Annotated in this window: 15 protein-coding genes; 11 read left to right on the top strand and 4 right to left on the bottom strand. The window is 47.8% G+C overall.

Features of this window, described 5'->3' with window-relative positions:
* Nucleotides 1–30: 30 nt before the first annotated feature.
* Complete coding sequence (locus ACVA53_RS05780; protein WP_255040890.1) at nucleotides 31–801, top strand: TSUP family transporter; 771 nt, start codon at nucleotides 31–33, stop codon at nucleotides 799–801.
* Here the strand turns inward: ACVA53_RS05780 and ACVA53_RS05775 are convergent.
* Both ACVA53_RS05775 and ACVA53_RS05770 read right to left on the bottom strand, forming a co-directional pair.
* A complete protein-coding gene (locus tag ACVA53_RS05775) occupies nucleotides 761–1,606 on the bottom strand; it encodes a LysR family transcriptional regulator (RefSeq protein ID WP_255040889.1) in 846 nt (281 codons plus the stop codon). The two genes, ACVA53_RS05780 and ACVA53_RS05775, sit on opposite strands and share 41 nt — an antisense overlap.
* Before the next feature lie 28 nt (nucleotides 1,607–1,634).
* Nucleotides 1,635–2,120: a MarR family winged helix-turn-helix transcriptional regulator gene (locus tag ACVA53_RS05770; protein ID WP_255040888.1), complete on the bottom strand. Its 486-nt coding sequence runs from the start codon at nucleotides 2,118–2,120 to the stop codon at nucleotides 1,635–1,637.
* Nucleotides 2,121–2,357: 237 nt separating this feature from the next.
* Between ACVA53_RS05770 and ACVA53_RS05765 the strand changes: the two genes are divergently transcribed.
* The 7 genes from ACVA53_RS05765 to ACVA53_RS05735 all read left to right on the top strand — a co-directional run bounded on the left by ACVA53_RS05765 (nucleotide 2,358) and on the right by ACVA53_RS05735 (nucleotide 10,735).
* Nucleotides 2,358–3,617, top strand: coding sequence for an imelysin family protein (locus tag ACVA53_RS05765; protein ID WP_373689540.1), 1,260 nt, complete (start codon nucleotides 2,358–2,360; stop codon nucleotides 3,615–3,617).
* 75 nt (nucleotides 3,618–3,692) lie between these two features.
* A complete protein-coding gene (locus ACVA53_RS05760; protein ID WP_255040887.1) occupies nucleotides 3,693–5,132 on the top strand; it encodes a di-heme oxidoreductase family protein in 1,440 nt (479 codons plus the stop codon).
* Nucleotides 5,133–5,144: 12 nt separating this feature from the next.
* Complete coding sequence (locus ACVA53_RS05755) at nucleotides 5,145–6,152, top strand: imelysin family protein (protein WP_255040886.1); 1,008 nt, start codon at nucleotides 5,145–5,147, stop codon at nucleotides 6,150–6,152.
* Entirely contained in the window at nucleotides 6,142–7,290 is a 1,149-nt protein-coding gene (locus ACVA53_RS05750) for a DUF1513 domain-containing protein (RefSeq protein ID WP_255040954.1), read from the top strand. The genes ACVA53_RS05755 and ACVA53_RS05750 overlap by 11 nt, the downstream gene beginning before the upstream one ends.
* Nucleotides 7,291–7,483: 193 nt before the next feature.
* A complete protein-coding gene (locus tag ACVA53_RS05745) occupies nucleotides 7,484–9,166 on the top strand; it encodes a L,D-transpeptidase family protein (protein WP_255040885.1) in 1,683 nt (560 codons plus the stop codon).
* Between the two features lie 174 nt (nucleotides 9,167–9,340).
* Nucleotides 9,341–9,895: a YcbK family protein gene (locus tag ACVA53_RS05740; RefSeq protein WP_255040884.1), complete on the top strand. Its 555-nt coding sequence runs from the start codon at nucleotides 9,341–9,343 to the stop codon at nucleotides 9,893–9,895.
* Nucleotides 9,896–10,081: 186 nt separating this feature from the next.
* Entirely contained in the window at nucleotides 10,082–10,735 is a 654-nt protein-coding gene (locus ACVA53_RS05735) for an MBL fold metallo-hydrolase (protein WP_255040883.1), read from the top strand.
* A 236-nt stretch (nucleotides 10,736–10,971) separates the two neighbouring features.
* Here the strand turns inward: ACVA53_RS05735 and ACVA53_RS05730 are convergent, their stop codons facing one another.
* A complete protein-coding gene (locus tag ACVA53_RS05730) occupies nucleotides 10,972–11,646 on the bottom strand; it encodes a DUF2982 domain-containing protein (protein ID WP_255040882.1) in 675 nt (224 codons plus the stop codon).
* Between the two features lie 392 nt (nucleotides 11,647–12,038).
* On the opposite strand from ACVA53_RS05730, the gene ACVA53_RS05725 reads away from it, so the two are divergent.
* Entirely contained in the window at nucleotides 12,039–12,449 is a 411-nt protein-coding gene (locus ACVA53_RS05725; RefSeq protein WP_255040881.1) for a MarR family transcriptional regulator, read from the top strand.
* A 307-nt stretch (nucleotides 12,450–12,756) separates the two neighbouring features.
* Entirely contained in the window at nucleotides 12,757–13,062 is a 306-nt protein-coding gene (locus ACVA53_RS05720; protein ID WP_255040880.1) for a hypothetical protein, read from the top strand.
* Between the two features lie 81 nt (nucleotides 13,063–13,143).
* On the opposite strand, the gene ACVA53_RS05715 is transcribed toward ACVA53_RS05720, so the two are convergent.
* Nucleotides 13,144–14,334 (bottom strand): amino acid aminotransferase, encoded by a 1,191-nt coding sequence (locus ACVA53_RS05715; RefSeq protein WP_255040879.1) that lies wholly within the window; start codon nucleotides 14,332–14,334, stop codon nucleotides 13,144–13,146.
* A 589-nt stretch (nucleotides 14,335–14,923) separates the two neighbouring features.
* Between ACVA53_RS05715 and ACVA53_RS05710 the strand changes: the two genes are divergently transcribed.
* A complete protein-coding gene (locus ACVA53_RS05710) occupies nucleotides 14,924–16,270 on the top strand; it encodes an MFS transporter (protein ID WP_255040878.1) in 1,347 nt (448 codons plus the stop codon).
* The last annotated feature ends 70 nt before the right edge of the window (nucleotides 16,271–16,340 follow it).

Raw genomic sequence — 16,340 nt, 5'->3', positions numbered from 1 at the left:
ACTCAAAGCTAAACGAAGAGAAGTGAGTAAATGGAATTGTCATTGGAAGTATTGGGTCTGCTGTTTCTTGTAGCAGGACTGGCGGGTTTTATTGATGCCATTGCAGGAGGGGGGGGACTGTTAACGGTACCTGCTTTGCTCGCTGCGGGAGTACCGCCAACACAAGCATTGGCAACCAATAAGTTACAGGGATCATTTGGCAGTTTCTCAGCGTCGCTGTACTTCGTTCGTAATGGGTTGGTTAGTCTGCGTGAAATGCGCAATGCGATAGTGTTCACCTTCATCGGAGCAGCTGTCGGCGCTGAGTTAGTCCAGCGCATTGATGCAGGGTTATTAACGCAACTGCTCCCTATCTTGCTGGTGTGTATTTCTTTGTATTTTTTGTTCGCACCGCAGGTCGGGCAGGGAGGCGGTACGCCGAAATTGTCGGAGAATGTTTTTGCTCTGACCGTGGGTACCAGTATTGGCTTTTACGATGGCTTTTTTGGTCCTGGGGCGGGTGCACTGTACACCATCTGTTTTGTTGCTATCGCTCAGTTTGGTCTGGTAGAAGCGACCGCGCGAACTAAAATTCTGAACTTCACCTCGAATTTTGCAGCTTTGCTGTTTTTTATTTTTGCCGGTCTGCCTGTTTGGGAAATCGGGATTATCATGGCCGTTGGTGGCTTTATCGGGGCGAGAATGGGCGCTAAAGTTGTCATATCTAAGGGACGTAAGTTGATCAGGCCGATGGTGGTGATCACCTCAATGTGTATGGCGGCTAAATTGCTAGTCGAACAGAATCCGCAATGGTTTCAATAAGTCGGCGGATCCGAGTGGATTGGAAACTCGTTTGGCGATAGCAAAGCTGGGCCGGACGGGTTAATTCATCAAGAAAAGGGAAGTGGTGGCAGTGGTGAGGCGCTATTTTAAGGGTTCTAACAATTGAAATTGGCACCAATGCGGCTGCGACACCGCCCAATGCAAGTTGGGCGGCAGCGGTATAGGAGTCCATTTCCATTAGCGGAGCAACTCCCGCTTTTTGCAATGTACTGACTTGGTTGGCATTAGCCGGATTTTTTAAGTCATTAACCAATAACTGATTGGGCTGTTGCTCAAGCGGTTGGTGACTGACAACAGAAAATGGTTCGTCAAACAAATGGGTCACAGCCAACCCGTGTTGCGGTGGTAGGTGACCGGCGCAGAAGCCGACAGCGGCATCCCCAGACTGTACTTTCTCGACAATGACCGGGGTATGGTGAGTGCTTATGGCAAGGTAAGGATCTTGTTGGATGTATTTACCCATAAAAGGGGCCAAATAACCGGCAACCAAAGTTTCCGAGCAAGCGATGTGAATAAGGGTGTGATCATCTACATCGAGTTGATCAAAAATCTGCCCTTTCAATGCCTTGAAACCCGGCTCTACAGCCGTGATCAACTGAAGGGCATCGGCCGTTAGCTTTATACGCCGCCCATCAGGTTCAATAAGCTTCTTACCGATCCGCTTTTCCAGTTTGGCAATACGTTTGCTGACGGCGCTTTGGCTTAGGTACAAACGGCTTCCTGCCTTACTCATGGTACCTTCTTGGGCCAGTACCAGTAGCGTTTCTATACCTTCAAGTAACAATTGAAAATCCTATGCCGCACAGTCGCGTTTATCGTTCTGTTTCTTGCTTAGTAATGCTACCAACTTCTAGCATGGCTGCAACATCAAGGTGTTCGGCATTCATCATTGATGAAATACGTTGTACAGAAGATAGCAGTAATGATTGTTCCCATTCTTCTAGGCGATGGAAACGGGCAACGAAATCTTCTTGCAGCGGTTGCGGTGCTTTTGCTAGCAATTCTTTTCCTTCCTCGGTGAGGTAGGCATGGACTTTACGCTTGTCCAGTTTGCTGCGCTCACGGACCACCAAGTTACGCTTTTCCAATCGGTCCAGAATAGTGGTTGCCGTTGCTTGACTCATATTGGTGTTATTGGAAAGTTGACGGATAGTCACTTCGCCGGAGTCGCGTATCGCACGCATCAACACCAGCTGTGGGCCTGTTAAACCAGCCAGTTTGTTCAATTTGCGGGAATGCAGATCGATCGCTCGGATGATTTGTCGTAGGGCAATCAAGACCTCTTCGTGCTTATCCATTTTACTCTCCTAATTAGTGCTCGGCGAAATTACATCAAACGGGCGAAAGTTGGAAGCCTTACTTTTCATAATGTTGTCTCGATCTGATTTGTGATTGGATATAGATGCAATGTATCGCTTAATAAAAACAATTTACATTCAGTTACAAACTTGGTTATTATTTCCGTAATAATAATAGTTATCACTTACATTGTTGTTTGTGGTTATAAAACAGCTTTCACATGGATGAAAAATATAATGAAGACTCAATTTCCTCGTAACTTAATTATGGCTACATTTTTGGTAACGCCAGCGATGGTTAGCGCCACGACGGTTTCCAAACAAGACGTTGTATCCCACTATGCTGATCTTGCCCACAGTGTATACAGTGACTCGCTAACGACAGCACAAGGCTTGGATAAAGCCATTGATACGTTTATTGCTTCCCCTTCACAACAAACACTCGAGAAAGCACGATTGGCTTGGAAAGCATCTCGCGTGCCTTACCAGCAATCTGAGGTGTTTCGCTTTGGTAACTCTGTCGTTGATGACTGGGAAGGCCAGCTTAACGCGTGGCCGCTTGATGAGGGCTTGATTGATTATGTGGCTGATGATTACCAGTATGAACTCGGTAACGAAGGTGCCAAGGCTAACATTGTGGCCAGCAGGTCTGTTCAAGTCGGTAATCAACAACTTGATACCGCTAAGATCACGCCAGCGTTATTGGCTGACCTCAACGAAATTGGTGGCTCGGAAGCAAACGTGGCTACTGGCTATCATGCGATCGAGTTTTTGTTGTGGGGCCAAGATCTGAATGGCACCAACCCAGGGGCCGGTCAGCGTCAGTTCACTGACTTTGCCTACGGTGATGCATGTACCAATGGTAACTGTGAGCGCCGCCGAGAATACCTCAAAGCGGCATCGGTTCTGCTGCAAAATGATTTGAGCTGGATGACCCAGCAGTGGTCTCCGGAAGTTAACGATAATTACCGTGCAGAGTTGCTGGCTGATTCAGCGGATAACGGCTTGCGCAAGATGCTATTTGGTATGGGCTCGCTTTCGCTGGGTGAATTGGCCGGTGAGCGGATGAAAGTGGCTCTGGAAGCAAACTCCACCGAAGATGAGCATGATTGCTTCTCGGACAATACCCACAACTCTCATTATTACAACGAGCAGGGTATTTACAACGTTTATACCGGCACCTACAAGCGTGTGAACGGTACCCTGGTATCAGGTCCGAGCATCCATGACCTCGTCGCTAATAAAGACAAAGCCGCGGCAGAGGCTATTCAGGCTGAGTTCGATCGTGCCCGTAGTCAGGTTTACACCTTGGTTGAATCTGCAGAGAAACAAAACCAAGCGTTTGATCAACTTATCGCTGCAGGTAACCAGGCGGGTAACGCGTTGGTGAACGAATCTATCATGGCATTGGTTAAGCAGACTGAGAGCATCGAGCAAGCAGCGTCAATTATCGGGGTAAGCAACCTTAACCCTGATACGGCTGATCACCAGTTCTAATGTGAAAACGCATATCACGATAGACAAAGGGCTCGGATGAGCCCTTTCGTCATCATAATAATTATACTTTGAGCGATGAAAATGACGTTGTCTTTTAATTTATTTGCAGCGGGAGTGCTGCTCTCAACCGTATTTTCTTTTTCTGTGTTTGCCCAAACGAAAGATAACTCTCTGTCAGCAGAAGATATTCTGGCGATGAAGTCGGGCGGTGAAACGACGGTTAGAAAAAGCGGTAGCAATGCTTTTTCCCTACCAGCGGCCAACTTGCCCCTTTCTAAGCGGTTAGATTTCAGTGTCGGCAACAGTTTTTTTCGAAACCCCTGGGTACAAGCGCCGGCAACAACCGATGCCCGTGATGGTTTAGGCCCACTATTCAATACTAATGGTTGCCAGAATTGCCATATCAAAGATGGCCGAGGTCATCCGCCTCAAGATGGCGATACCAACGCGGTGTCGATGCTGGTTCGTTTGAGTATTCCAGCTCAAACCGCCGAACAAAAGCAGGCCATTATTAAAAATGGGGTGATCCCCGATCCGATTTATGGTGGTCAGTTACAGGACTTTTCACTATCCGGCGCCAAGCCTGAAGGGCAAATTCAACTGGCCTATCAGGCTGTACCGGTAACAATGGCTGGTGGCGAGGTTATTACCTTGCGTCAGCCGCAATTATCGATTACCGATTTGCAGTATGGCCCAATGCACCCACAGGTGATGATGTCAGCACGGGTGGCACCTCCTATGATTGGTCTTGGTTTGCTTGAGCTTATCCCCGAGCAGACTTTAGAGCAGATTGCCAAAGAGCAACGAGCTGAAGCAAAAGGTATTTCGGGCAAACTCAATCGAGTATGGGATGTTGAAGCGCAGGCATTTGCTGCGGGACGCTTTGGTTGGAAAGCCGGACAGCCAAGCCTGATGCAGCAAAATGCGGCGGCGTTCAATGGCGATCTTGGCCTGACAAGCGAACTGTTTCCGGTCGAGAATTGTTCCTTGCTGCAATCGGTATGTGATGAACTGCCTAATGGTGGTAAGCCAGAAGTGAGCCGCAATGTCCTGACATTTGTTGAGTTCTACTCTCGTCATTTAGCCGTTCCTGCTCGTCGCAATGTCAATGACCCACAGGTGATCAAAGGTGAAGCGCTGTTTGCCGAGGTAGGGTGCCAAAGCTGTCATGTCACTCAAATCAAAACAGCGAAGACGACCGTTTCCCCTGCATTGTCGGAGCAGTTAATCAACCCTTATACCGATTTGTTGCTCCATGATATGGGGGAGGGGTTGGCAGACAACCGCGGCGAATACCTTGCCAATGGTCAAGAGTGGCGTACGGCACCGCTATGGGGGTTAGGTTATACCCAGGAAGTTAACGGTCATACCAACTTGCTGCATGATGGCCGCGCCCGCAATGTGATGGAAGCGATTCTTTGGCACGGTGGTGAAGCCCAGCAAAGCCGTGATCAGGTTGTCGCACTCTCCAAGCCTGACCGAGAGGCATTAGTCGCCTTTCTCCATTCATTATAAGGAGATAGAAGTATGAATAATGGTGCTTTTGCATTAGCGTTCTTGTCGACAGCACTGTTGGTTGGGTGTAACAGCGATACCAACAAGACAAGTCAAACCATTCACCAGCAACACCTCGCCGCCGCCAATCAGTTTTCAGCAGCGGCGAGTAGGCTGAACACCTCGATGGCCGCACTGTGCCAGAAAGACAGTACCGCATCGTTGGAAACAGTACAGCTGGCTTGGGCTCACACCATGCAGAGCTGGATGCCGTTTCAAGGTAGAGAGAAAGGCAGTGAAGCGGCACTGGCACTCAGTTGGCAAATTCAATTTTGGCCAGATAAGAAAAATACCACCGGACGTAAGCTTAGCCAGTTATTGAAACAGGATAACGTGTGGACTGTTGATGATCTTACCAGCCAAAGTGTTGCTGTTCAGGGGCTGGGGGCTGTCGAATGGTTTTTGTATGACAACCCGCAAGCATTACAGTCAGAGAAAGGCTGCCAGTTAGCTGAGGCGGTGACTACTCATGTCAATCAGAGCGGGAATACATTGGTTAGCGCATGGCAAGAAAACCCATGGCAAACCATGACGCCTGAGCTGGCATTAGGGGAGTACCTTGGGGCGCTGAACAATCAGCTTGATTACAGCATTAAGAAGCTGCAGCGGCCAATGGGTAAGCCCGGTACTCCTAAGCCCTATCAGGCTGAGTCATGGCGCTCTGGCACGTCGATGATGAACCTAAAGACCAATGTAACCGCTATGCAGCAACTATATCTTGCTGATGGGTACGGTCTGGATCAGCTGTTACGTCACAAAGGCTATGCAGAAACAGCTGATCGTCTCGTTGACCAATTTACCAATTTGCTGGCCACTTGGCCGAAAGAGCCGTCGATGACTAGCATGCTTAAAAGTCGTGAGGGTTACCGTCAGCTGATCGCCATTTTTAATGGACTGGAGTATATCCAGCTAACGCTGCAAGACGAGGTCGCTCCTGAGTTGGGTATCGTGGTGGGGTTCAATGCAACCGATGGTGACTGATAAAACGCGGCGCCGGCTATTACTTGGTGCATTGGGCAGTGTCGCCCTTCGGCCTTTGTCTGCCATCGTGGCTGGAGGTGCTTTGGGCGGGTGTAGTCGTACGATCTCTAATGGTATTGCAGTAAGCTCCGTCAATGATGGGAAAGCCGCAATTGTCGGCTGTAGCCGCCAAACAGATGGTCGCTACAGTGTGGTGGTTGCGAGTGATGATGGTGCGCCGCTCTATCAAGTACCGTTGCCTGATCGCGGCCATGGGGTGGCATTGCAATCTAACGGGCCCTTGGCGGCGGCATTTAGTCGTCGGCCGGGCAGCTATTTACAGATCTTCGATTATCGTCAAGGTCGGGCTTGGCCGCTTTACGTTGCCCCTGCCAATCGTCATTTTTATGGCCATGGCGTGTTTTCCCCTGATGGTCAGTACCTCTACGCCACTGAAGGGGGGCGTCAAACCAGTCAAGGTATCATTGGTGTCTATGAGGTGGGTAGTTTAGCGTCGGGGCGACTTGAAAAGGTAGAAGAGTTCAGTGGGTTCGGGATCGGGCCGCACGAAGTGGTACTGGCTGATACCCACACATTGGCCATTGGCGTCGGTGGTGTTCATACTCGTGGCCGGACACCACTGAATCTAGATACCATGCAACCCGCGCTTGTCTACCTTGATAGAACAACCGGGGAAATCGTCGATAAGGCTGTATTGGCCGATAAGCAGTTAAGTATTCGTCATTTGAGTGTGACCGATACCGGCGGGATTGCCTGCGGGCAACAATATCGAGGTCTTCCTGAAGAGGCTGCTCCGCTCGTGGCGCTCCATCGAAAAGGGGAGGGGGAAACGCTTAAACCTCTGTTGGCCGAGGAAGAGCAGTGGCTGCGTTTCAACCACTATATTGCCAGTATTGCGAGTCTGGATGGTTACCTATTGGTAACGTCTCCCCGCGGTAATTGTTATGGGATTTGGCATGAAGCCAGCCGTGAGCTGATTGAGCTGCGCCCTTTGGTTGATGCCTCTGGAGTCGGCGTCAAGGGCGGGAAATGGTTAGTTGGCTCGGGCGCAGGAAAAGTTTTATCGATTAATCCTCCTAAGGCGGTAACCATGGTGCAAAGTCCGGTGATATGGGATAACCACTGGAATATTATCTGAAATGAAAGGGGCGGTAATTTAACTGCATAAGTACAATTGGTAGATTGTTGCCCTATTAATAGCAAAATATGTCAAATATCCTGACAGTTGTCAGGATTTGAAACATTACCAACTGGTAATGACGGCTAAATTTAGTCCGTTATAGATCAAACTTGCCATAATTATGATAACGGCAATGAGGAGTCAGTTGGTAATGTTAACGCTCAGTCGTGTGGGGCTTGTCCTAATGTGTGTCTTCTCTCAGGTGAACCATGCTGAGGAAGAGGCCTGGCCGGTACAGCCATTATCTGCAAGAGATCAGCTGGAGCAACAGTTTTCAGATGATATCCTGCAGCAGAAGAAAGCCCGTCAATGGGTACATGAAGTTGCTAACGATATAGCGGCCATTCGCTATATTGATGAACTGGCAGATCTGTACCAGAGTATTGGCTTTGTTCCGCTGTGGCAGGATACCTTTACTGCCAGTGATTTCGAGCAGCAGCTACGCATGGTGGTGCTGTCGAATATCAGTAGTGATTTCAACCGCCGCTACTCACTTCTCCAGCATTACAAACAAGCAAACGACTGGCGCCAGTATGACTTGCTGGCTACCGATACTCTGTTTGCCTACATGAGTTATGTCGAGGGGATCCCATCTTATGGTAAAGGGTGGTTATTTGGTGCAGGGGTCGATCCCCAGTTACCAATGCCATCTGAAGCGACCTTATCCCGGTTGTACAACGCAATTGATACCGAGCGATTGCGCTTTTATATCAATACTCTCAAGCCAGACGATGAAAACTACACCCGTTTATTATTGGCTATTGATGCTCTCGAGCCATCAGCCAATGATAACTGGCCTGGGTTCTATCAACCGGGGATCATCCGGCTTGGCACTCGGTTGAAAAACCCGGAATCGCTTATCACAGTATTGGAGAAGTTGGGCGATTTGCGTGACTTCGAAGCTGACCAGATCCGTGCAGCAGGGGTGCGAACCTATAACGTAGACCTAGCCAATGCAGTGAAGAGTTTCCAGCGCCGCCACGGGCTGAAAGTCGATGGGGCAATTGGCCCGCAAACACGTCAATGGTTGGCGATATCACCCAAGTCCCGTATTCGTGTTCTAGCCCTTAATGCCCAGCGTACCCGGTTATGGCCTTCGGACGCTTCGTCACTGCTGGTGGTCAATATTCCTAATTACGAGTTAAGCCTGTGGCTGAATGATAGGCATGTGCTCGACAGTAAAGTCATAGTAGGTAGACCTAGTCGCCGGACTCCGTTGATGACTACCAATGTTTCGTCTGTGGTGTTCAATCCATACTGGAATGTGCCGATGTCGATCATGCGCAAGGATATCCTGCCCAAGGCACGAAGAGACAGAGGGTACCTGCACCGTAATGGCTTTGCCGTGATAAGAAGCTGGCAGAGCTCAGAGCAAATTCCTATCCATACCATTGACTGGCGTATCGTTAATGCTAAATCCTTCCCATACCGGTTACGGCAAAAGCCGGGTAATAGAAATGCACTGGGTCGGTTTAAATTCAACATGCCAAACGACCAAGCAATCTACCTGCATGATACCCCAGCCAAAAGCTTGTTCGCCAAAGAGTCCAGGGCATTCAGTTCCGGCTGTGTCAGGGTAGAGCAGGCTGGCAACTTGGCAATGATTTTACTCAATCATTCTGGCGTGACGGAGCAGCGAGTGAATCAGCTCAAGGCACGTACGAAAACCAAGACAGTTGGCTTGTCCAATAAGGTGAAAATACAGGTGATCTATCAAACTGCGTGGGTTGATAATGATGGCTTGGTAAATTATCGCAACGATGTTTACGACTATGACAAGTTTATCGCCATGTCGCAAAACCAAGAATTATTTACATCTATTTACACTGAATAAAATGCTTTCGTGTCAATAATTAGGCGGCCTTTGGGTGAGAAGTCGCCGTTTTTTTGTCATTCCAAGGTTTGACTGAACAATATCTGAACGTTATCTTGCTTCTCCATTAAGGGAGCCCGGTTGGGGTTGCGTGACAAAGCCTGAAAAAGGCAAGAAGTTAGTTGTTGTTGAGTTATGTCTGAAATTGATTACAAGCGCCGTCAGTTACTGGCTGCTGGTGGAGTAGCGCTTGGGGCATGTTTATTGCCAAGTTGGGCGATAGCAAGTCCGTATAAAGCAGGGAGTGCTCGCCAGATATCGTTGCACAATATCCATACCAGTGAAGATCTCGAAACGGAGTACTTCAATGGTAAGCTGTATGTCAAAGAAGAATTACAGAAAATTAACCATATTTGTCGAGATTTCAGGCGTAATGAAGTTGCGCATATGGATCGCCGTTTATTTGATGCGATCACCGAAATCCAAGCTGGTCTAGGCCACAAAGGGCAGGTACGGATCATTTCAGGCTACCGTTCGCCAGCGACCAATAAAGCGCTGCGGAAAAATGGCGGTGTTGCGACAAAGAGCTATCATATGAAAGGTCAGGCCATCGACTTCAATCTGGAAGGTGTCTCTCTGTCACGGATCCGTAATGCCGCACTTGAAATGCGCCTCGGTGGTGTAGGATATTATCCTCGTAGCGGATTCGTCCATATTGATACGGGTCCTGTGCGTCGCTGGAATGGGTAATTAGCCTGTCAGCATACGCTTGGAAGCAAACCGAATAATTACAAAGCCGACACTGCCTCCCTCTCTTGGTAGTTGTCGGCTTTGCTGTCTCTGTACTCCCATTTTTGCTCTACTGAATACCGCAATTTGAAGTCACTTATGTATATGCTATCCTGCGGCAAGAACTGAAACCGCTAGGGAAAATCAATGAGTCTTCAATTTGAAATTGTGCCGGTCACCCCATTTCAGCAAAACTGCTCCATCATCTGGTGTGATGAAACCAAAGAAGCAGCAATGGTTGATCCGGGGGGTGATATCCACCTTCTTAAGGAAAAAGCACAGCAATTAGGGCTGACCGTTACCAAACTGATCTTGACTCATGGTCACCTTGACCACGTTGGTGGCACAGCCCCACTGGCGAAAGAGCTGGATATTCCGGTGATTGGTCCGCATAAGGAAGACGCATTTTGGCTACAGGGCTTACCTCGTCAAAGTGAAATGTTTGGCTTTCCGCTAACCGAAGCGTTTGAACCTGATCAGTGGCTGGAAGAAGGCGACACCGTAACAGTGGGTAACCAGACGCTCTCTGTGCTGCATACGCCAGGCCACACACCTGGTCACGTGGTGCTTTTCAGCAATGATGCAAACGTGGCGTTTGTCGGTGATGTGCTGTTCAATGGGGGTATTGGCCGTACTGACTTCCCGAAAGGTGATTACCAAACTCTGATTGACTCAATTAAGGGTAAGCTGTGGCCATTGGGTAATGAGGTAACCTTTGTTCCAGGTCACGGTCCGATCTCGACCTTTGGCCGTGAGCGTGCATCAAACCCATTCGTTGCCGACGAAATGCCGCTGTACTAAAGCATTCATTCCACAGCCCAGATTTATCTGGGCTGTCCTCCTCTATCTCCTCGTGATTTTTGCGACTACCTTCATGTTTCTCTCTTTCTTCGGCTGGAACTAGGAAATGGTTATTGCCTTGAGCCTGCTTATCAAGCCACGCTCTATTTGTCTCCCTACAATGCCTGCCAATTAATTGGGCTGCTGCTATTGCCTTTCCTCAAGCACAGGCGACACGGAACGTACGACATCATAATTCAGCTTGCTGCTAGATACCGCCTCGCCAAACCAGCGAAGTCGGCCGCAGGGCGGTCTAAGAAGTCTTCGGAGATAAAGAAATCATAGCCAATGAGCTCACGGTTATAATGCATTCGGTTGGCCAGCATGGCTTGTAAGCCCTTTAGCACCTTACCCGATTGGGTGAGGTAGTGTTTATCGTCAAACAGGATGTCTTCGATCTCAAAGCGTGGGTTATCAATTCCTTTGTGGGCCATGATTAACAGGATCCGTTGATCGATGAGGAGCTTGGTGGCGACCCGAGGACAAATAGCCGCGATAAACTCTTCATAGTCTTTGAGCTTAACGCCCACCCAAGGAATAGGCTGGTGCCAGCCGTCTTTGGCAATACTGGCTTGGGAGATAGTGTCGATATTTTTCCAGCGAGCCAGCCAACCACCGCAAGGGCTGTGAAATTGGATATGCATATATGTCAGGGTGAAAGACAGCTCTGGGCCTAGTGAGTACTTGTACCCAATGAGCATCGTAATGCATGCGCCGATCAATAAAATGGCGACAACTGGTGGAGCTACGGAAGGGAATACCAGACCTATGAGCGTGGCAACAACGAACCCTGCAATGCCTGCAATAAACAGGTTCGCTTGAGAGGGAGTAATGCCTGTGGTGATATACCGTGTTTTCAAACTGTCACGCATGGACAATGCCTAATTGTTTTTATCAATTTAAGTATTGCCGAACTGGCAAAAACGATCACTTAAGTTGTGATTTTATTCAATACACCATTAATTGCATATGGTTTTTTATCCAGATTTTTGGCGAAGATGCAGAATTATCCCTGCATAGTTTGATAACATCTTTTTATTTCGGGGTTTTTCCTGTCAGATCTAAACATCAAAAATGAGAGCTTGTCGCCTGTTTTTGAGTTAAATCACCTTTTGTTGCGGATGAAATAACCGTTTGCTGGTATTTCTCTGACATCCTTGGTATAACACGCGCTTACTTTTTCCCGCTGGAAGTATCGGCCTGTTATGTTTTCAGGTTGATGAATGGTGGTGACTGAAAGTAGTGCAACGGAGTAGGAAATTTAATGAGAATCTCTCACAAACGTAAAGTTCAGCTGAAACTACAAAAACGCCTTAAAGGTCTTGTTGTTGAAGCAAAACCAGCAGCAGTTAAGTCTGTTGTGAAAAAAGCACCAACTGCAGAAACAGTAAAAGCTGCTCCAGCGGCGAAACCTGTTGTTGAAGAGCAGAAGCCAGTTGAAGCAGCAGCACCCGTTGCTGTAAAAGTGTCTTTGACTCCAAAACAGCAGCAAGTGCTAGATATTGTTGTTAAGAACGCTGAAGGTATCAATCCGAAAGGTATTGGTCTTGAAGCGGGCCAAGAAGACACCAAAGCGGCTTCTTGGGCCACTGGTGCACTGAAAAAACTGACCGAAGAAGGTTTGGTTGAGCGCATCCAACTGGCAGGCAACAAGGTGCTTTACAAAGCACTTTAATTTCATAATGACGAAGCGCGCTGCTTAAAGCTGGGCGTCTCTTGACTGTTTTGAAATTGCAGCCAGGCCCGTTCCTGATTTTGTCAGGGGCGGGTATAACCCTCTTCATTCTTTGTTATATTTCCCCGTTCAAACCGCCATCCTGCAACATTTGTAATTCTGTCTCAATAATGCGCTAATGTATCCTTCAATGATAAACATGTTGCATTATCCTGTCGTTATGTCTCATCTCTGCTATAACTTATTATAAATAGACACCTATCAGTAACGTCTTGGTTTTCAAGATGTGTTATACGGAGGCGAGTTTATGACAATGATAAGTGCTAGAGAGTTCGCCGACTGGTTACGCGTTCGTTTCGCTAGCGATGAGCAAGGCGTGAGTTTAACAAGGGGTGATATTAACCAACTGACGGGCCGCCAGAGTTTTTCGCTAGGATTTGTCAACGACATCCACTATGAACTCATGCAACATGGTATGGCATTTGTCACTGATACATCGCGAGAGACTTTTTATTTGGTTCCTGTGTCGAACAAACCATGGCGCGAACAGTTGGAGCACCAATACGAACGAGAGCTGTTCTGCAATGTGCTACCGTTAGACAAGTCTGGCTAATCGATATTGCGCAATATCAGTATCAAAAACGGGCGCAAAAGCGCCCGTTTATAGTCTTAGCATTTGAAGTAATGGCTGAGGTTAAAGAACCGCGGCAATACCTTTACATAACGGCTGCATATTGGCTTTGGTCATCCCGGCGACACTGATACGGCCAGAGCCAACGATATAAATACCGAATTCGTCTTTCAGGCGGTTCACTTGGTCTTTATTCAGACCAGAGAAAGAGAACATACCGTTCTGGCGTTCAATAAAGCTGAAGTCAGCGTCGACACCGAAATCTTTCAGAGTCTGAACAAACAGCGTGCGCATTTCTTGAATGCGATCGCGCATGTCAGCCACCTCAATTTCCCACTCAGCGCGTAGAGCTGTATCGTTCAAAATTTCGGTAACAATCGCGGCACCGTGTGCTGGCGGATTGGAGTAGATCACGCGAGCAATACTCTTAACTTGGCTAAATGCTGTCGTTGCTTCAGCACTGTTTTTCGCTACGAGAGTAAACGCACCGACACGTTCGTTGTACAGACCGAAGTTTTTCGAGAATGAGCTGGCGATAAGAAGTTCTTCACACAGGTCTGCAAAAATACGAAGCCCTTGAGCGTCTTCTTCCACTCCTTTGGCAAAGCCTTGGTAGGCAAAGTCAAACATAGGTAGTAGCTGCTTCTCTTTGCACAAATCAGCCAATTGTTGCCATTGTGGTGCTTGCGGGTCAATACCCGTTGGGTTGTGACAGCAACCATGAAGTAGCACGATATCGCCAGGTGCGGCATTGGCTAGATCAGCTAGCGCTGCGTCAAAGTCCATGTCTTTGCTTTGTGCATCGTAGTAGCTGTACTGCACAGTCTCAAGACCAGCAGCGGTGAATACACCGTTATGGTTAGCCCACGTTGGGTTACTGATCCAAACTTTTACATCGCCAAGCTGGCGTTTGATAAACTCAGCGGCTAGGCGAAGAGCACCCGTACCACCAGGGGCTTGTGCTGTCTGTGCACGCTTGGATGAAATTATTGGCGAATCGGCACCGAACAACAATTGCTGTACAGCCAGACCGTATTCCGCCGTGCCAGGAATACTGAGGTAAGACTTGGTGGTTTCTTTTTCTAGCAAAATCGCTTCCGCTTTCTTGACGGTGGCTAGAACCGGTGTGTTACCTGATTCATTTTTATAGATACCTACACCAAGGTTGATTTTTTCAGGGCGGGTGTCTTTTTTAAATTCTTCAGTTAAACCAAGAATTGGATCGGCGGGTGCAGCAGAAATTTTCTCAAACATTGTCAATCATCCATGCTGGTAATAGTAAAAGATTAATATGTTCTTTATACCTTTTATCACCGGCGGTTGACAAGAAATTGTAACATCTTGGCCAAATAAAATGTGACAGCAGTGAATTGTTACTAGTTTTCACTAACATTAGAACAAAATGGCCAAAGTCTCATCAATGTTGTTTGCAAGAAAATTACAACAAAAAACAAGAAAGTACTGGTTTTTTGTGCGTCAAGTCTCATGTAATTTGTATAAATTTTATCTAAAAACGTAATTTTATTATAAAGCCAATGCAAAAGTGTGATCCTATGTGAAACTGATCACAGTTGGTAGGGGTGGGGTTGTCATAGCATTGCTTCCCGATGGAAATCGGTCAAATGTGATGATCATGGTCTGAATTAGCGATGTAAACATAGAAAAATCCTGTTTTCAGTTTGATTAGTTCAGAAACATACTAATATACCTAAGTTATCTCTAAGTCTCTTATTTTGAGGTCACTTGGGTTTGAATATATAAACGATCATTTGTTTTGTCCGATTGTTGTAAATCTGCTGCTGTTTCAATGAGTTTTGTAGCAGGCATTATCGGGGAACACTTAATGGAAAAGCCACGCCTTACGTTTTGGCAGATATGGAATATGAGCTTCGGCTTTATGGGAATTCAATTTGGCTTCGGCTTACAAAATGCCAATGTCAGTCGAATTTTTGAAACTCTGGGAGCAAGCATTGATCAAATCCCGATCCTTTGGATTGCAGCACCGTTAACCGGATTGCTCGTCCAGCCAATTATTGGTTACTTCAGTGACCGCACCTGGACGGTACTTGGCCGCCGTCGTCCTTATTTTCTTTGCGGGGCTATCGCGTCCTCATTGGCATTGATTATCATGCCTTATTCGCCGTATTTGTGGGTGGCCGCAGGTATGCTGTGGATCTTGGATGCGTCCATTAATATCTCAATGGAGCCGTTCCGTGCCTTGGTAGCAGATAACTTGCCTTCTGAGCAGCGCACACAAGGCTTTGCTGTCCAAACGTTCTTTATTGGTGTTGGCTCGGTGGTCGCATCCGCCATGCCTTACTTGCTTAGCAATGTTTTCAACGTGGCTAATACGGCACCGGCGGGGGTAGTGCCACCCTCAGTGAAGATCTCATTCTTGTGCGGTGCCTTGGTATTTGTGGCATCGATTCTTTGGACGGTGCTCAGAACCAAGGAATACTCACCGAAAGAACTAGCGGCATTTCACGGTGAGGTCTCTGAGCCGGAAGAAGAGAAGGCCAGCCTGAAAGCGATTGCGGCTGATATCAAATCGATGCCAAAGACCATGATGCAACTGGCTGTGGTACAGTTTTTCTCTTGGTTCGCGCTGTTTGCTATGTGGATTTACACCACCTCGGCGGTGACCTCGCAAATTTTCGGGACCACTGATACTAGCTCGACCCTGTATAACGAAGGGGCTGACTGGGTCGGCTTGTGTTTTGCCACCTATAATGGGATATCAGCACTGGCTGCCTTTGCCCTGCCTTGGCTGGCACAGCGTACCAGCCGTAAGTTTGTTCACAGCCTGTCGCTGATCATTGGCGGCCTGAGCCTTGCGTCTATCTCTCTTATCGACAACCCTGCAATGTTGATGGTTAACATGGTCGGTATTGGTTTAGCTTGGGCAAGTATTCTTTGTATGCCATATGCTATTCTTGCCGGTGCATTGCCCGCGCACAAGATGGGCTTCTATATGGGGGTGTTCAACTTCTTTATTGTACTGCCACAGATCTTGGCCGCCGGTATTCTGGGCTTCTTCACCCGCTGGGCGTTTGATGGTAATACGATGATGGCGATTGTTCTGGGTGGGGTATCAATGATATTCGCTGGGCTTGTCGTCTGTATTGTGAAAGATGAAGATGAGCCCAACCAGGTTGAGCAAGGTGCATCGGAAAAAGCTGTTACTGCTTAAATTCAAACCGTGAAGTGATGGAAAGGCCAGCAGCTTGCTGGCCTTTCTATTTCGATATGATGAGTCATTT

The organism is Photobacterium sp. DNB23_23_1 (genome assembly GCF_052873815.1).
This window is presented reverse-complemented; position numbering and strand designations above follow the sequence as displayed.